Origin of the sequence: Guptibacillus spartinae (genome assembly GCF_028610625.1) — a bacterium.
GTDB lineage: Bacteria > Bacillota > Bacilli > Bacillales > Guptibacillaceae > Guptibacillus > Guptibacillus spartinae.
In genome coordinates, this window is the sequence record NZ_JAQQWU010000002.1 from 495,005 (window position 1) to 513,352 (window position 18,348).

Here is an 18,348-nt window from a genome sequence, read left to right on the forward strand (position 1 = left end):
ATAAAATACGTCCGTTGAGAAGTTTATTCCAACGGACGTTTATTTTATTTTTCAAGAGCTTGTTCGATATCCTCCCATATGTCTTCCCAGGCTTCAAGCCCAATCGAAAGACGAATGAGCGATTCACTAATCCCCATTCTTTTTCTCTCTTCTATAGGAACAACTGCGTGTGTCATTGTAGCAGGATGCTGAATTAACGTCTCTGCATCACCAAGACTAACCGCAATTTTAATCATCTCTAAGTGATTCATAAAATGTTGCGCTTCTTGTTTACCACCCTTTATTTCAAAGCTTATTAACCCACCTGGGCTTTTCATCTGCTTTTGCGCAATCGAAAAAGAGGGTGATGCTTCTTGTCCTGGATACATCACGTTCGTTACTGCCGGATGATTAATCAACTTTTCAACTACCCGTCTAGCATTCGCACAGTGCCGATCCATTCGGATAGGGAGAGTCTTTAACCCTCGAAGAAGCAACCACGCGTCAAAAGGAGATAGAATGCCTCCAATATCTTTTTGCGTACTCTTTGCAATAGAAGTAATTGTTTCCTGATCGCTCACGACAAGTCCCGCTACCACATCTCCATGCCCTCCAATATATTTGGTAGCACTGTGTAATACGATATCACATCCAAACTCCATTGGACGTTGTAAATAAGGGGTTGAAAATGTGTTATCGACAACTACCGTAATTCCTTTCTCCTTTGCAACCGAAGAAATCATTTCTAGGTCAATTAATTTTAATGTCGGATTAATGGGTGTTTCGATATAGATCACTGTTGTATTCGGACGAATCGCCTGACGAATTTGTTCCATTGAATCGAGCGGAAGCAAGTCATGCTCAATCCCAAACTTATTTTCTATCATTTTGAGCAAGCCGAAAGTACAGCCATACACACCTTCAGAGCAAAGAATATGGTCACCTGACTTCACAAGATGCATAAGAACCGCGGATACAGCTGCCATGCCTGAACCAAAAGCTAATCCTGCCTCCGCATTTTCAAGAGAAGCCATTCTCTCTTCTAACATGCGAACAGTAGGATTACCTAATCTAGAATAAATGTATCCAGGCTCCTCACCAGCAAACCTTTTTTCACCGGCTTCAGCTGTTTCAAATGTAAAAGTGGATGTTTGGTAGATTGGTGATGCCAAACTATTATGATGTGATTTTGATTCGTATCCATCATGTATTGTTTTCGTTTCAAAGCGATGCTTTCCTTTCAAAGTCATAACCCCCTGTTATAAAATCGCACGTCACACTATTATTGTAAGCGTTTTCAATTATAAGGTGAAGAGGTATTTATCTATATTATAATAAAGGACAAGTTCTTCATGTTTCTTTCCTTCCTACTAAAGTTGACATCTTAACCCGAAAGAGTTACAATTGCATTTGTGTAAAATAAGAATGGGCAGCAGCGTGACGGGCTGCGATTTCATTGTGTTCCTTTTAATAGGTACGCCGCGTAACCTCCGGCTGTCGAGGTGAAGGCGTGTGAAAACACAATGTGCGCAATTCGGAATCACGACACTGTTTTTATTTTATACCAATAATAATGGTATAAAGGAGGAGCTAAATATGGCTCGTTATACAGGACCAAGTTGGAAAATTTCTCGTCGTCTTGGTATTTCTCTAAGTGGTACAGGTAAAGAATTGGAAAAGCGTCCTTACGCTCCAGGTCAACACGGACCTAACCAGCGTAGAAAGCTTTCTGAATATGGACTTCAGCTTCAAGAGAAGCAAAAGCTTCGTCACATGTATGGCATGACTGAGCGTCAATTCCGTCGTCTTTTCGATGATGCTGGTAAAATGAAAGGTGTTCACGGTGAGAACTTCATGATTCTTCTTGAAGCTCGTCTTGATAACCTCGTTTATCGTCTGGGTCTAGCTCGTACTCGCCGTCAGGCTCGTCAGCTAGTTAACCACGGCCACATCACTGTCGATGGCAAACGCGTTGATATCCCTTCTTACCGCGTAGCGACTGGTCAAGTGATCAGCGTTCGTGAGAAGTCTAACAACCTTGACATCATTAAAGAAGCAATCGAAGTAAACAACTTCGTTCCAGAATACCTTACTTTCGATGCAGATAAGCTTGAAGGTACGTTCTCTCGTCTTCCTGAGCGTTCTGAACTTCCTGCTGAAATCACTGAAGCTCTTATCGTTGAGTACTACTCTCGTTAAGCTGTTTCAGAAAACCCCGGAATTTATTCCGGGGTTTTTATTATGTCAACATAGCTAGAAAATATAAAAAAAGACGCTTAACGCGTCTCTTCTTTAAAGATTAATAAGTAAGGAGAAAGTATTTCTTTTTCCCTCTTCGAATAATCACGTACTGATTTTCAATTTGATCATTTTCTGAAATCACTTTGTCCATTTCCTGACAGCGTTCACCATTAATATATACAGCTCCATTCTTTACGTCTTCTCTTGCCTGACGCTTAGAAGGTGAAATACCTGCTTCGACTAATAAATCAATCAGTCCCTTTTCAAGATCCTCTACTTGGTAAGAAGGAACATCTTTAAACCCTAAACGAATTTCATCTGCCGTTAATTGCTTAATATCTCCACTGAAAAGAGCTTCCGAAATATTAATTGCCTGCTGAAGCTTTTCTTCTCCGTGCACAAGCTTCGTTACGTTTTCAGCTAACGTACGATGCGCTTCTCTTTTTTCTGGAGCTTCTAAGTGCTTCTTTTCAATTTCTTTAATTTCGTCAATGCTTAAGAACGTAAAGTAATAAAGAAACTTCACAACATCACGATCATCTGTATTGATCCAGAATTGATAGAACTCATAAGGAGAAGTTTTATCAGCATCTAACCAGATTGCGCCACCTTCAGATTTACCAAATTTAGATCCATCACTTTTCGTCACAAGTGGGAAGGTTGCACCAAAAGCTTTCGATGACTCTTCGCTTCCTTCTTCTTTACGAATCAATTCAAGCCCAGCTGTAATATTCCCCCACTGATCACTGCCTCCAATTTGCAGACGGCAATTCTCTTTCCGATACAGTTGAAGGAAGTCATACGATTGTAGAATCATGTACGTAAACTCAGTAAAAGAAATCCCTGCTTCAAGTCGTGATGTTACTGAATCTTTTGCAAGCATGTAGTTTAAACCAAAATTCTTACCTACATCGCGAAGAAATGGGATAACGTTCAATTCGCCGATCCAGTCATAGTTGTTTACAGCCTTGGCAGCATTCGTTTCTGTTTCGAAATCTAAAAAACGTGCAAGCTGTCCCTGTAATTTGTTCGTCCATTCCTTCACGATATCCTCGGAATTTAACGTACGTTCATTCGAGCGGCCACTAGGATCACCAATAAGTCCAGTTGCCCCACCAACAAGTGCAATCGGCGTATGACCAGCAAGTTGAAATCTACGAAGTGCCAATACCGGCAAAAGATGACCAATATGAAGACTATCTGCTGTTGGATCAAATCCTGAGTAAAGAGCAATTCGATTTTCAGTAAGCTCTTTTTCTAATCCTTCTCGATCTGTTACCTGGTTCAATAGGCCTCTTGCTTCTAATTCATCTAAAATGTGCATGTGATCGACTCCCTTTGTTAATCGTGTAGTATTTCCGTTTAATACAGTTATTAAAACACAAAAAAACCCATCCCTAAAAAGGGACGAGTTTGATCGCGGTACCACCCTTGTTGAAGAAAATAGATTTCTTCCACTCAGTCAGGATAACGGCCTGAACCGTCTAATGCTACACAGACATTGTCTTTCCCATTAGATGCTCATGGAGGTAATTCGCATTTTCCTTTATACTGGTTCGCACCGACCACCAGCTCTCTGAAAAAGGGAGAAAAAGGCTACTTCATCCAATCACCGCATATCGTTCATTAAAAACGCTATTTAAATTAATATCACAAACGAAAAACCATGTCAATTCTAAGCCTACTGAACTTCCTACCAGTTTATACAAATCTCGACGACATATGCTATAATAAATAGGATTAATTTGAGGGGGTATAGGAATGCGAGAGCTTTTTTCTTCTATCAGGCAGAAGTGGAACGCGTTCATTGATAGATTACAAGAATACAACATTTTAACTGGCTCAAGAATCGCCTATAAAGTCGTTTGGAATCTTTTTCTTATCTTTATAGTGCTTGGTCTAATGGGCGCATTTTTCGCCGGAGGTGTTGGTGCAGGCTATTTTGCATCGCTTGTAAAAGATGAACCGATTCGCTCTTACGATGAGATGAAGAGTGACGTTTATAACTATGAAGAAACCAGTGAGGTCTATTTTGCTGGAGACGTATTTCTTGGAAACTTCCGCTCTGATATTGAGCGAAAAGAAGTTGAGTTAAAAAACGTTTCTCCTCTTCTACAGAAGGCAGTCATTTCCACAGAAGATGAATATTTTTATGATCATGACGGTATTGTACCAAAAGCAATTGGACGAGCCGTATTACAAGAAGTCACGAATTCAGCTGATCGCAGTGGTGGGAGTACACTTACCCAGCAGCTCGTAAAAAACCAAATCTTAACGAGAGAAGTTTCATTTGAACGAAAAGCAAAAGAAATGTTGCTCGCGCTTCGGCTCGAAAATTTCTTCAATAAAGATGAAATTCTAGAAGCTTATCTTAACATTGTCCCTTATGGTCGAAACGCCTCTGGTAATAATATTGCTGGCGTTCAAGCTGCGTCACAGGGCATATTCGGCGTCAATGCAAGTGATTTAAACTTGCCACAGGCAGCCTTTATCGCAGGTATTCCTAAAAACCCTTATACATACACCCCTTTTACAAATTCGGGTGAGGTAAAAGATGATCTTTCAGCCGGAATTGAACGGATGGAATTTGTGCTCTACCGCATGTATGAAGAAGAAACGATTACCGAAGATGAGTACAACAAGGCGCTAGACTATGATATCGAAAAAAACCTGGCGAAATCTTCACCATCACCAGTTGAGAAATACCCATACCTTACATTTGAAATTGAAGATCGTGCGAAGCGCGTACTTGCCCAGCAGATCGCTGATGAAGAAGGATATGATGGAGAGAAGCTTGCGAAGAGTGTAGACTATTACAACCAAATAACTTATGATGCTAACGTTACTGGAAGATCTGCAACTGAAATAGCTAAGAAAATGGATTTGAAATGGGAAGAAGTTCAAGAAGATTCTGAAATTTTCCTTGAATTTATGAGTAATGCAGAGAAAGAGCTTCGAAAAAACGGATACAAAATTTACACGACAATCGACAAAGATATTTATGAATCTATGAATAGTGCTCGCGACAAAGTATTAGAAAATGGAAGCTACTTCCAAAGTTCTAAAACAATTTCTGTACAAAACTCTGAAACTGGAGAACTTGAAAGTAAAGAGTTTCCAATGCAAGTAGGTAGTATCTTAATCGAAAATAAAACAGGAAAAATTCTTTCCTTCGTTGGAGGGAGAGACTTCGCTGAAGAAGAGCTAAACCATGCTACAGATGCTTATCGTTCAAATGGTTCTACAATGAAACCCTTGCTTGACTATGCACCTGCTATGGAGCTTGGAAAGGTTCAACCTGGCTATATTGTCCCAGACTTACCAATTAAAGAGGGCTACAATCCAGGCAACTATTCATCGAACTATCATGGTCTTGTGACAGCACGTAAAGCGTTAGAAAGATCTTATAACGTTCCAGCGGTTCGAGTTTATAATAAGATGAACCCAGTTGAAGCAACAAACTATTTAGTGAAGATGGGCTTTAGTACAATGACACTTGATGACCGAACCAATCCGTCAATGGCAATTGGGGCCCTTCAACGTGGCGTTAGTGTAGAAGAAAATACGAATGCTTTTGGTACATTTGCTAATGGCGGAAAATTTGTCGATGCTTACTTAATTGATAAAATAGTGGATCGTGACGGAAACACAATTTTCGAACAAAAAACAAAGCCGGTGGATGTATTCAGTCCACAAACTGCTTACCTAACGATTGATATGATGCGAGACGTCGTTAATCAAGGGACCGCACAAGACATCCCAAACAAATTAAAATTCTCTTCGGATTGGGCAGGAAAAACCGGAACAGGTCAGAACTATTATGATTCTTGGTTTGTAGCCGTTAATCCTAATGTTTCACTAGGTGTTTGGACTGGATACGATAAACAAATCAGTATGGATAGTCAATATGCCAACAGAAACAAGAACTTATGGGCATTATTTGCTAATGCTGCTTATGATAAAAAGCCTGAAATAATGGACCCAGAAAAATCATTTAAAATGCCAACTGGTATTGTGCAGCGTTCGTTCTGTGGCATTTCAGGTAAGCTTGCATCTGACCTTTGTCAGAAAGCTGGCCTTGTTCAAACGGACCTCTTCAATGCAAAGTACGTACCAACAGAAGTTGATGACAGCTTGACTGAAGGACGTTACGTTGTCATCAATGGTACAACTTATCAGGCACTTAGTTCTACTCCAGCAGAGTTTGTGTCGAGCGGTGTGATGATTAAAGAAGATTACTTCTCGGGAGTCGATTTGGCATCACTTTTACCATCCGAATTTAAAAATCTAAATATTGTCTCAGAAGGTAAAACGGCTTCAGAGAACGGAAAAAAACCGGGAGCTGTTGGCGGCGTTTCGATTAGTGGGAAAACCCTGAATTGGAGTGCTTCAGGTGAGAGCGATATTGTTGGTTATCGCATTTATCGCGCTTCAAACGGTAGCAGTTCCTTTACGAAACTAGGAAGTATAAAAGCTTCTGATGGTAGCTCATTCAACATTCCTTCTGGTGCATATGCTTATTACGTTACAGCGGTTGATGTAGCTGGTAACGAATCAGGAGCTTCTGCTAAAGTAACAAGTGGAGATTGGTCAGAAAAACCAGAGCCAAAACCCGAGAAAAAACCAGCAACAGAGCCTTCAACCGATGAAGGTAATGATGATGCATCGGGTAACGAAGAAAACGAAAATGACACCACAAACAACGGGGGGGATGAATCGAACAATTCAGACGATTCATCTTCAACTGAAGAAACAACCAATAGCGATGGAAATACAAACAGTAATAACTCCAGTGATGGAAATAATTCTGGAAACAACAGTACTACAAATGGCGATGATAGTGGAAATAATTCTAATAGCACGAACAATACAAGCACTGACGAGTAATAAGAAAACAGCCTGCAGCAATCGCTGCAGGCTGTTTTTGATTAGTTAATCTTCCATTGTCGACAAGTCACCAGTTGGTAAATCAAGTTCCCAAGCTTTTAACACGCGACGCATAATTTTACCACTTCTAGTTTTCGGAAGCTTATCTCTAAATTCAATTTCTCTTGGTGCTGCATGAGCAGCGAGACCTTTTTTAACAAAATTACGAATCTCCTCCATTAGCTCATCAGATGGCTCATGACCATCTCTCAGTGCAATAAAGGCTTTAATGATTTCACCTCTAACTGGGTCTGGTTTACCAATTACCCCAGCTTCAGCAACGGCTCTGTGCTCAACAAGCTTACTTTCAACTTCAAATGGGCCAACTCTTTCACCTGAAGTCATAATTACATCATCGACTCGTCCCTGGAACCAGAAGTATCCGTCCTCATCTTTATAAGCTGAATCACCAGATACGTACCAGTCTCCTTTTAAGAAATAACTTTCATATTTCTCAGGACGATTCCAAATGGCCCGCATCATTGATGGCCATCCCTTTTTAATCGCAAGGTTACCCATTCGATTAGGAGGAAGTTCATTTCCTTGATCATCTACGATGGCTGCATGAACACCCGGAATCGGTTTTCCCATCGATCCTGGCTTTATTTCCATGGATGGATAGTTACTGATTAGCTGTGCACCCGTCTCAGTCATCCACCAGTTATCATGTATGCGAAGATCAAGAACTTGATTCCCCCACTTAATCACTTCTGGATTCAGTGGCTCCCCTACACTCAATACATGACGTAAAGAGGACAGATCATATTTCTTAACAATCTCATCGCCAGCGCCCATTAGCATGCGAAAAGCAGTTGGTGCACTATACCATACGGTAACCTCATACTTTTCAATTGTGCCATACCAATCTTCTGGGCTAAACCGTCCACCGCGAATGACGTTTGACGTTCCGGCAAGCCAAGGTGCAAAAATCCCATAAGACGTTCCTGTTACCCAGCCAGGATCCGCTGTACACCAGTAGACATCATCTTCTTTTAGATCAAGTACCCACTTCGCCGTTTGATAGTGTTGCACCATCGCATTATGAACATGGAGAACACCTTTTGGCTTACCTGTTGAACCTGAGGTATAATGAAGAATCATACCATCTTCCCGATCAACCCATTCAATTTTTAGTTTCTTTTCCGTTGACTCAAAATGCTTATAAAAATCTATATAGGGACCTTCTTCTTCTATATTCTCTCCTACTAGCACAACACTTTCGAGATTTGGAAGCTCATCGACCGGGACACGTTCAAGTAGCTCAGGTGTGGTAACGAGTACCTTCGCTTCACTATCCTCAAGTCGATCCCTTACTGCACCTTCCATAAAAGCTTCAAATAGTGGACCAGCTATTGCACCAAGTTTAAGTGTGCCTAGAAGAATAAAGTAAAGTTCTGGAGAGCGTGGCATGAATATAAAAACGCGATCCCCTTTTTCCACATTCACTTTTTTAAGAACATTCCCTGCCTTGTTACTCATTGCTTTCATTTCACTGTACGTATACTTCTCATCTCGAGTTGGGTCAGAAAAATAAAGAGCTACTTTGTTTTTACGATCGGACTCCGCGTGCCTATCAATAGCTTCATAGGCCATATTTACATTCCCTGTTTCACTCCAAGTAAATGTTTTCTCTACGTCTTTCCAATCAAAATTTTCGTATGTAGCTTCATAATCCTGCAAATTATGATTACCCAATGTAGCAGAAAGCGGTTTCAATTCCATAAGTAATCTCCTCCTTCTCCTTCATGTCTTTCCCTGTTAGTATAACATAAATTCCTAATTTTTTAACAAATGACAAAACTTCAAAAAATACGATTGAAACCCCTTACATTTAGTTTGTTTCATGTATAATAAGAATAGAGACCATTAGGAAAAGGTGGTGACTAGATGGAACATCAAAAAACGTATAATGCAATTGAGTGGAACACACCGCATGGAAAATTAATTATAGAAGGCCCAATCAGTCCCAATCGCCTGGCATCCTATCATTTACATAAGGATCTTGTCGCATTTCGTCCACCTGAACAACAGCATAAAGCACTGGTTGAAATAGCGGGTCTTCCTGAAGGCCGAATTATTGTAGCTAGAGAGAGAGAAACGATCGTGGGGTACGTTACCTTTCTTTATCCGGATCCACTTGAACGTTGGTCGGAAGGAAAAATGGAAGATTTGATTGAATTAGGAGCAATAGAAGTGATTCCCAAATACCGTAACGCAAAAGTCGGGAAAAGCCTCCTGAAAACTTCCTTTATGGACGATGCCATGAACGATTATATCGTGATTACGACTGAGTATTATTGGCATTGGGACCTTAAAGGGACAGGACTATCAGTCTGGGATTATCGTAAAGTAATGGAGAAAATGATGAATGCAGGAGGTCTTGAATGGTATGCAACAGATGACCCGGAAATCAGTTCTCATCCTGCAAACTGCCTAATGGCTAGGATTGGATCGAGAATTAATCAAGACTCCATTCAAGCATTTGATCGCCTACGTTTCCATAATCGCTTCATGTATTAAGATGGCAAAGGAGTGAGTGAAGTTGGTCATAGAAGAAATAATGAATCGAAATGTGTTTTCCCTTGAAGAAAACCAAACAATTGCGGATGCGATCATTCTTATGAGAGAGAAAAACATTCGTCACCTGCCAATTGTGAACAGTGTCGGAGAACTAGTAGGTATTGTTTCGGATCGTGATCTTAAAGATGCTAGTCCATCTATTCTTGACACAGATCCCAACAAAGAAGTGCTACAATCACATCTTTCCTCTATTATGAAGAAAAATGTGATTACAGCTACTCCTCTAGATTTCGTTGAAGAAATCTCTACCATTTTCTATGAAGAGCGGATTAGTTCCATTCCAATTGTGGAAAATCGAAAAGTGATTGGCATGGTAACTGAGACGGATATGTTACATACGCTTATCCTGCTTACAGGGGCACACCAGCCGAGCTCACATATTGAAGTTCAGGTAGCTAACGTATCTGGACAGCTCGCTGACATTACCCAAATTATAAAAAAACGTAATGTTAACATTATCAGCGTACTTGTTTATCCATGTAGTCATGATGAGAAATACAAAAATATTGTTTTTCGTATTCAGACAATGAATCCAACTTCGGTCGTAAATGACATTAAAAAGGAAGGTTATGAGGTTCTCTGGCCAAGCATGCCGGGTGTTCAAAGATGACATGCGATTCCGTTTTTGTTTACTCTACAGATTACCTTAACTATAAATTTAGTGATGACCATCCTTTTAACCACATTCGTGTAAAACTCACTCAAGATCTTTTAACTGAGATTAAAGCTTTACAAGAAACTGAGGTCATTGCTCCTCGAGTCGCGACTGATGATGAAATTTCTCTTATTCATGACCCAGCCTACATTGACGCAGTGAAAAAGGCAGGCAAAGGAAGTCTCGCTTCCTCCATCGCAGCGAATTATGGACTTGGTACTGAAGATACACCTATTTTTTCAAATATGCACGAAGCAAGCGCCCTCATTGTTGGAGGGACCCTTACAGCAGTTGACGCCGTTATGACAGGTAAATCTGATCATGCGCTCAATGTAGGTGGTGGCTTACATCACGGTTTTAGAGGTAAAGCATCTGGTTTTTGTATTTATAATGATAGCTCAATTGCGATTGAGTACATGAAAAAAAAATATGGTGCAAGAGTTCTTTATGTCGACACAGACGCTCATCACGGAGATGGCGTTCAATGGGCTTTCTATGACGATCCTGACGTTTGCACCCTATCCATTCATGAAACGGGTCGCTATCTATTTCCCGGAACAGGAAACATTAATGAAAAAGGACAGGGAAAAGGATATGGATTTTCGTTTAATGTTCCCATCGATGCATTTACAGAAGATGAGTCATTTCAGGAAGTTTACGAAGATTCTTTTAGGAAAGTAATCGATTTTTTTAAACCAGATGTAATTTTAACTCAAAATGGAGCTGATGCTCATTATTATGATCCACTAACCCACCTTTCTGTTTCAATGAATAGCTTTGAATTTATTCCTAAATTGGCCCATCAACTTGCTCATGAATACTGTAATGGAAAATGGATTGCTGTTGGTGGAGGCGGATATGACATTTGGCGCGTGGTCCCAAGAGCGTGGTCAAGGATTTGGCTTGAAATGAAAGGGCTATCAATGACGGGAAGACTGCCTCAGCAGTGGTTAGATCGATGGAACCCACTTTCTCCTCTTACTCTCCCTGAAAATTGGCATGACGAGCAAAATTTATATGAACCCATTCCGCGAAAACAAGAAATTACGGAAAAAAACAAACGAACTTGTGAGCGAGCGCTTTTTCAAATATCGAAGGAATAAAAAAACGAGCCAAAATGGCTCGTTTTACTATTCCTCATTATGAAAAGTTGAATTACGATGTTGCAATCGGTGTGGCAATACAACAGTTTGCTCTTCTACTGTTTCTTTGTTCATTAATTTTGTTAAGAGACGCATCGCAACAGCGCCGATATCGTACATTGGTTGTACTACCGTAGAAAGTGTTGGTCGAACCATAGTAGCGAGTCTTGTGTTGTCAAAACCAACTACCTCGAAATCTTCCGGTACGTTATATCCATTATCTTGAGCAGCATGAATGACGCCAAGAGCCATTTCATCTGTACCAGCAAAAATAGCGGTAGGTTTCTCATGTAGCTCAAGGAATCCTTCCATCGCTTCAATACCTGAATCATACGTATAGTCACCGATGGCAACACAGTTTTCATCCACATTCATGCCAGCATCTTCAAGTGCTGAGCGATATCCAAGGAACTTTTCTTCCCCGTTAATAGGATCTTCAAGTGGGCCACTAACAAGTCCGATTTTTTTATGTCCCTTTTCAATAAAGCTTGTAACGAGCTCATAAGCCGCCTTCTGATAGTTAATATTAACCGAAGGAATTTCCTGACTCTTTTCAAGTGTTGCTGCAAGTACAATTGGGACAGGGGAGCGCTTAAATTCTTCCACGTGCTCCTCAGTAATCTTACCACCCATGAAAACAATACCGTCCACCTGTTTTCCAAGCATTGTGTTCAATAAATGAATTTCTTTTTCTTTGTTTTGGTCGGAATTACTTAAAATGATGTTATATTTGTACATTGTCGCTATATCTTCAATACCTCGTGCAAGCTCTGCAAAGAAAATACTTGAGATATCAGGTATGATAACCCCTACGGTAGTCGTTTTCTTACTAGCAAGTCCCCTTGCCACAGCATTAGGACGATATCCAAGTCTTTCAATCGCTTCTAACACTTTCTTTCTAGTGGCCGGCTTTACATTGGGATTACCATTGACAACCCTTGATACCGTTGCCATCGATACTCCAGCTTCTTTCGCTACGTCATAAATCGTTGTATTCACGATGATCCTCCTTCATGCTCTTACGGACTTTAATTTACTTAATGATACGATACTATCCGATTGACTGCAAACCAAATCCCTATATCGGCTAACACTAATTCATTGTTTTATCTGTGTGAAACTGTCTACAATTGGTATGTAGGATATTTCACAAGTAGATACTGTATTAAAGATAGCATATTTACAGCGTTTTTGCTTCATATAAGCATAAATTTCACACATAAAATGATAACAGCACGCTATTTTACTTTGGTTATTACATATGATAACACGCTTACGCTCTTTTATTCCCATTCAATCCCACTCATTGAAATAGAGGCAACAAAAAACCTTCTACTTAAATAGTAGAAGGCGTAACTTTTGCTGGATTGAATAATCCACTAGCTTTTAAATCTTCAACAAATTGTTCGTATTGTGGAATGTCTAACTGTTGAGCTGCATCCGATAGGGCAACTGCAGGGTCTGGATGAACTTCAACCATAATGCCGTCAGCACCAATCGCAAGACCCGCTTTTGCTGCCGGGAATAAAAGATCTTTTCGCCCAGTCGAATGCGTTACATCAACTAGAACTGGCAAATGAGTTTCCTGCTTTAGAATTGGGACAGCCGTAATATCCAACGTGTTTCGCGTTGCTTTTTCGTAAGTTCTAATTCCTCGTTCACAAAGCATGACCTGGGTATTTCCGTTCGATACAATGTACTCTGCCGCATTAATGAATTCCTGAATTGTCGCGGATAACCCTCGCTTAAGGAGAACTGGCTTATCAACAGAACCTGCTGCTTTAAGCAGTTCAAAATTCTGCATGTTACGCGCTCCAATTTGAATCACATCAACGTATTTTACCGCTGTTTCAATATCAGCTGGATTTACAATTTCGCTTACGACTGCTAGATCGTACTCATCAGCAACTTGTTTAAGAATCTTTAAACCTTCTTCACCAAGACCCTGGAAATCGTATGGTGACGTACGTGGTTTGAACGCCCCTCCGCGTAGCATTTTAAATCCTTGCTTCTTAACTGCTTTCGCTACTTCTGCAACTTGTTCATAGCTTTCAACAGCACATGGACCTGAAATAAGAACCTGGCTACCATCTCCAACTTTTTCGCCTCTAATTTCAATAACTGTGTTATCTGGCTGACGTTTTCTTGAAACTAGCAACGCTTTCCGATGGTCGTCTTCCTGTAGCTCAAGGCTTGCCTTAAAAATTTCCTTGAAGATATGCTGAAGAGTGGAATTATCAAATGGCCCACCATTTTTCTCTGTAAGCATATCAAGCATCTTACGCTCTCGAACAGGGTCAAAACGATTAATCCCCTGCGCTTTCTTTACTCTACCTATCTCTTTCGCAACTTCAGCACGCTCATTAATTAAATCAAGCAGCTGCAAGTTAATCTCGTCTAATTTCTCTCTCAACTCATCAATCTGGATATTAGCCATAATATATCTCCACTCCTATCTGTTTAAGTGATTAGGGTTATTATATACGATGAAAAATAAAATGTCACTACTTTTCTTTTAATTCTTAAACGCTTTTAAGCATTAAACCATGTCAGTAAAAGAAAAACGGCTTTAGATCGCCGTTTTATTTTAGAAATTTCTTTTCAACATCTGTTAAAGAAGTATAAGTGATTCTCCAATGGGAATCATTCCAAACCACTTCATCTCCATCAAAAACAAGCGCCTGAGGTGACTGATGCTTCACTCCGTAGGCTTCTGCGATTTCAGTTGATAAAGGTCGAGATTCTTGGACATTTAAATAGTACACTTCTCTTGCCACATCATCAGAGAATTTTTCAAATTCCTCAAATGCTTGAGCACTGATTGGACAGGTTGTACTATTTTTAAATAATATAAATTGATCATTTTCTTCTTTAACCCGCTGAAAATCATCTGAGGTTGTTAGTTTTGTAATGGCCATCATTTCTCTCCTTTCATCTAGCTATATTCTCATTATAAAGAACTTGTGGCTAAATGAAAAAGAAGAAGCATTAAGCTTCTTCTTTTCTCTCTGATATTCTTCTTCAGATTAAGGCTTCGTTGGATTTTCCATTGAAGCTGGTTCTTCTTCAGAGAAGTGATCGTTAAGATCCTGCTGGAAGTTTTCTACATCAGCGTCTGCTTGAGTATGAAGTGCTTCATTCTCTTCTGACTCAAGATTACGATCTTTAATTTTTGAAACAAGGTTATTTGACTGATCAGATACCTGCTTGTAAATTGTTGATGATTTTTCTTTTGCGCGATTTGCAAAGTCTGTGCTACGCTCGACCGCAGATTCACGGAATTGTGAAGTTTTGTCTTTTACAACACCTGCTTGTTGGTTAAGGTCGCTTCTAAGCTCTTTACCAGATTTAGGCGCTGATAGTAGTGCAGCGGCGGCACCTACAATTCCACCAATTAATGTACCAATGATAAAATCTTTTGTGTTAATGTTGTTGTCAGACATTTACATTACCTCCTATGATTTTGAATCAACATATTGATCTGTTGCTTTCTTTTTCACTTGCCACTTTTGCCAAATTTGCATAGCAGCGTTACCCCATTGAACTACTTTTGTCACCTGTTCAGATTGGCGTTCAGCTTCATCCGTTACTTTACCGGTAATATTTTTTAAAGAATGATTCATCTTTCCTAGTGATGTTCCAACTTCTTTAACTTGCACAAAGACCGTGTCCAGAGCTTCAGATTTCCCCTGGATATCCTCGGCAAGTAAATTTGTCTTATGTAACAGTGCTGTAGTTTCAGTAGTTAAACCATTCATTTGTTTTTCCAAGCTATCAAGTGTTTTTGCCGTGTTACTTAGCGTATCTTTTAAAGACTTTAGGGTTTGGGCTACAAAATAAACTAAAACCGCAAACGCAATCGCAATAATAGCAACACTCAAATAAAGTATAATCTCCATGTACTGGCACCTCCCTTTTCTCCATCTGTTCCCTTCATTTGTCTTTAGTAAACACAAGTTTGTCATTTCACATAAGAATGTAAAATGAGTCTACTTTACTACCCTACACCTAATAAATTCGTTACAAGTCTCATTATTCCTTTTTAAATTTTTTTTATAACATAATCTCTTTTATCTATTGAGTGAAATTAGCAAACACAAAAAAGAAGAGGCTTATGAGCCTCTTCTTCTAGATGGATGCTTTCTCGGTTTCGTATGCTTCTTGATACTTTTGAATATCTCCTGCTCCCATGAAAAGTAGGACACCACTTTCATGTTCATTTAACTGCTGAATGGATTCTTCTGAGATCATATGAGCATTTGGGATTTTTTCAATTAGCTGATCAATTGATAATTGCCCAGCATCTTCTCGAGCCGATCCGAAAATATCGCAAAGATACACCACATCTGCTTCTTTTAGAACATCAGCAAATTCATTTAAAAACGTTTTTGTTCTTGTAAAAGTATGCGGCTGGAAAATGGCTACAACTTCACGGTTCGGGTATTTCTGATGAGCAGATTCAATCGTCGCTTTAATTTCAGTTGGATGATGCGCGTAATCATCAATGAGTACCTGACCATCGACTACTTTTTCTGTAAATCTTCTCTTTACACCTTTGAAGTTCGCTAGCTGAGCAGCCACTGCATCACCTGGTAGGTTTTCATAGTGACAAAGTGCAACTACCGCTAGAGCGTTCAGTACATTATGCTTACCATACATTGGAATTTGGAACGTACGATAATAATCATCACGAACATGAACGTCAAATGTGGTCCCGTTCTCATCAATTTTGATATTTGTTGCTTGAAAATCATTTTGATCATCAAAGCCATAGAAGACAACTGGCACCTTTGTTTGAATTTGCTGAAGATACGAATCATCACCGTATGCAATAATACCTTTCTTTACGAGCATCGCCATTTCTTGAAATGCTGAAAAGACATCATCGACATCTGCAAAATAATCTGGATGATCAAAATCAATATTAGTCATAATCGCATAATCCGGCTGATAAGCTAAAAAGTGTCGACGGTATTCACATGCTTCAAATACGAAGTATTGGCTATCCTTCACACCACTTCCAGTTCCATCTCCAATAAGATAAGATGTTGGTTCTGCCGCCCCAACAACGTGAGATAATAACCCAGTTGTAGATGTTTTACCATGGGAACCTGTTACAGCAATACTAGTGAACTTTTGAATAAAGTCGCCAAGAAATTTATGGTAACGATAGACAGGAAGGTTCATCTCTCTTGCTTTCACTAACTCCTCATGCTGATCATCAAAAGCATTACCAGCGATAATTGTCATGTCTTCTTTAATATTTTCTTCTCCAAACGGGAGAATAGTAATACCTTTTTGTTCTAAAGCCTCCTGGGTAAAGAATCTCTTCTCTACGTCTGAGCCTTGTACACGGTATCCAATATCACTGAGGATTTGTGCAAGAGCGCTCATCCCGGATCCCTTAATGCCAACAAAGTGATATATAGTCATTTCAGAACCTCCACACTTTCATTTCTTCTCCGCTTAACCTTTTTTTAGTATATGATGGTATTACAAGTATGCTCTGCATTTCTTTTCAATACTACATTATAGCAGAAAGGGAGACAGGTCTACAATATAATTCATTAAACTAAAAAAGTCGTACGGGCGCAAAAAAGACAGGATTGTGTTCCTGTCTTATATTGCTTATTCAACACGCTCTAAACGTGGGTTATGTCGATATTTTCTGCCAGCTTTTGCTTCAGGCTCATCATCTAGGATCACGTTATCACCAGTAAACCCAATATCCACTTTAAGCAAACTGCTACCTACGCCATAAATATCAACAGGAACATTCTGTGATTCGAACGTTCTGATTCTTTCTTCCGTAAAGCCTCCACTAACAACAATTTTGACATGATTGAACCCTTCATGATCAAGCGCATCTCTTAGTGCAAAGATTAGTTCTGCATTAACCCCTCTTGGATCAAACGTTCCTAGAACATCAGGGTTTCTCCAGAAATATTGATCAACCATTGTACGAGAAGTATCCACTCGTACGCCTTTTAAGGTTTCTCCGAATTCTCTTGCAACTTTTAATGAGTCTGTGATGACATCATTGTTGTAATCAACTAGTGCAATTAATTCATCTTCAGGGTATTTCGCATAATAGGCTTTCGAAGCTTCTACAACGTCCCCTTTGAATAGTTGAATGAGGGCATGAGGCATGGTTCCCATTCCTCTTTTCCCCCACCACTCATTCATTGCATGAGTAGCTTGTGCAGTTGAACCACCAATGTGCGAGGCATATCCATCACCGGCTTGTTGCGTATAGTGATCGTCTCGGTCACCCATGAAAATAACTGGTTTTTGTATTCCGGATGATCGCGCTGCCTTTACTACATGATAAACATTCGTCGCTACTGACGTTCTTCTGCCCAGAATACCATCAATAATTCCTTCTAGAAAACCAAAGTTTTGATAAGGGCCTTTAATTTTTAGAACGGTTTCGAAGGGAGAGATCTTATCGCCATCTTTAAGTGATTCAATTACTAAGGAATCAGGATCCTTCGCAAATGTTTTAATGAGGGCTATTGCTTCATCTGAACCACAAAGAACAGCATCATGTTTTTGAAAAAACTGCATTGTGACGATGTTATCTGGTTTGAACTCTTCCACGATTTCGCATGTTTTAAGAAAATAAACAGCAGAAAACCAGCCTTCTCCGACACGCTCATCAAATTTAAACGTCCGGTTCGTAAGTCTTTTTATTTTTCCTTGCATTTTAAGTTCAATTTCTTTCATAATGGGCTCCTTCAAGTAGTTTCGTCATTCGAATGTGAGCTCTCTATGTTCAACCATTCACTTATCTGACTATAATTTTCACCATTAGCTTAACACTAT

Annotated in this window: 15 protein-coding genes and 1 other annotated feature; of the genes, 5 read left to right on the plus strand and 10 right to left on the minus strand. The window is 39.7% G+C overall.

Translation table 11 applies throughout. From position 1 onward, the window contains the following. Nucleotides 1–44: 44 nt before the first annotated feature. Nucleotides 45–1,229 (minus strand): methionine gamma-lyase, encoded by a 1,185-nt coding sequence (gene megL / locus PQ511_RS06470; RefSeq protein WP_273851077.1) that lies wholly within the window; start codon nt 1,227–1,229, stop codon nt 45–47. A 346-nt stretch (nt 1,230–1,575) separates the two neighbouring features. Between megL and rpsD the strand changes: the two genes are divergently transcribed. Continuing rightward, nucleotides 1,576–2,178, plus strand: a complete 603-nt coding sequence (gene rpsD, locus PQ511_RS06475) for a 30S ribosomal protein S4 (protein ID WP_136948553.1) — start codon at nt 1,576–1,578, stop codon at nt 2,176–2,178. Between the two features lie 100 nt (nt 2,179–2,278). Here rpsD and tyrS read toward each other — a convergent pair whose 3' ends face one another. Beyond that, nucleotides 2,279–3,544 (minus strand): tyrosine--tRNA ligase, encoded by a 1,266-nt coding sequence (tyrS, locus tag PQ511_RS06480; protein WP_273851078.1) that lies wholly within the window; start codon nt 3,542–3,544, stop codon nt 2,279–2,281. Between the two features lie 76 nt (nt 3,545–3,620). Continuing rightward, nucleotides 3,621–3,842 (minus strand) — a binding site (T-box leader). A 139-nt stretch (nt 3,843–3,981) separates the two neighbouring features. On the opposite strand from tyrS, the gene PQ511_RS06485 reads away from it, so the two are divergent. Continuing rightward, entirely contained in the window at nt 3,982–7,107 is a 3,126-nt protein-coding gene (locus tag PQ511_RS06485; protein WP_273851079.1) for a transglycosylase domain-containing protein, read from the plus strand. Nucleotides 7,108–7,152: 45 nt separating this feature from the next. Here PQ511_RS06485 and acsA read toward each other — a convergent pair whose 3' ends face one another. Then, nucleotides 7,153–8,868 carry an acetate--CoA ligase gene (acsA, locus tag PQ511_RS06490; protein WP_273851080.1) on the minus strand — a complete coding sequence of 572 codons (1,716 nt, stop codon included), beginning with the start codon at nt 8,866–8,868 and terminating at the stop codon, nt 7,153–7,155. A 165-nt stretch (nt 8,869–9,033) separates the two neighbouring features. Between acsA and PQ511_RS06495 the strand changes: the two genes are divergently transcribed. The 3 genes from PQ511_RS06495 to PQ511_RS06505 are packed head-to-tail and all read left to right on the plus strand — an operon-like array spanning nt 9,034 to nt 11,484. Beyond that, entirely contained in the window at nt 9,034–9,666 is a 633-nt protein-coding gene (locus PQ511_RS06495) for a GNAT family N-acetyltransferase (RefSeq protein WP_273851081.1), read from the plus strand. A gap of 22 nt (nt 9,667–9,688) precedes the next feature. Further along, entirely contained in the window at nt 9,689–10,336 is a 648-nt protein-coding gene (locus tag PQ511_RS06500) for an acetoin utilization AcuB family protein (protein WP_273851082.1), read from the plus strand. Further along, entirely contained in the window at nt 10,333–11,484 is a 1,152-nt protein-coding gene (locus PQ511_RS06505; protein ID WP_273851083.1) for an acetoin utilization protein AcuC, read from the plus strand. Before PQ511_RS06500 ends, PQ511_RS06505 begins: the two co-directional genes overlap by 4 nt. 27 nt (nt 11,485–11,511) lie before the next feature. Here PQ511_RS06505 and ccpA read toward each other — a convergent pair whose 3' ends face one another. The 7 genes from ccpA to PQ511_RS06540 all read right to left on the minus strand — a co-directional run bounded on the left by ccpA (nt 11,512) and on the right by PQ511_RS06540 (nt 18,249). Next, on the minus strand, nt 11,512–12,522 hold the full coding sequence (ccpA, locus tag PQ511_RS06510; protein WP_273851084.1) for a catabolite control protein A: 1,011 nt from the start codon (nt 12,520–12,522) through the stop codon (nt 11,512–11,514). A 337-nt stretch (nt 12,523–12,859) separates the two neighbouring features. Further along, a complete protein-coding gene (locus PQ511_RS06515) occupies nt 12,860–13,960 on the minus strand; it encodes a bifunctional 3-deoxy-7-phosphoheptulonate synthase/chorismate mutase (protein WP_273851085.1) in 1,101 nt (366 codons plus the stop codon). Between the two features lie 145 nt (nt 13,961–14,105). Beyond that, a complete protein-coding gene (gene ytxJ, locus PQ511_RS06520) occupies nt 14,106–14,441 on the minus strand; it encodes a bacillithiol system redox-active protein YtxJ (protein ID WP_273851086.1) in 336 nt (111 codons plus the stop codon). A 108-nt stretch (nt 14,442–14,549) separates the two neighbouring features. Further along, complete coding sequence (locus PQ511_RS06525; RefSeq protein WP_273851087.1) at nt 14,550–14,966, minus strand: YtxH domain-containing protein; 417 nt, start codon at nt 14,964–14,966, stop codon at nt 14,550–14,552. A 12-nt stretch (nt 14,967–14,978) separates the two neighbouring features. Continuing rightward, a complete protein-coding gene (locus tag PQ511_RS06530) occupies nt 14,979–15,422 on the minus strand; it encodes a DUF948 domain-containing protein (RefSeq protein ID WP_098444566.1) in 444 nt (147 codons plus the stop codon). A 229-nt stretch (nt 15,423–15,651) separates the two neighbouring features. After that, complete coding sequence (murC, locus tag PQ511_RS06535) at nt 15,652–16,956, minus strand: UDP-N-acetylmuramate--L-alanine ligase (RefSeq protein WP_273851088.1); 1,305 nt, start codon at nt 16,954–16,956, stop codon at nt 15,652–15,654. Nucleotides 16,957–17,151: 195 nt separating this feature from the next. Beyond that, nucleotides 17,152–18,249, minus strand: coding sequence for a nicotinate phosphoribosyltransferase (locus PQ511_RS06540; RefSeq protein WP_273851089.1), 1,098 nt, complete (start codon nt 18,247–18,249; stop codon nt 17,152–17,154). Nucleotides 18,250–18,348: the final 99 nt, after the last annotated feature.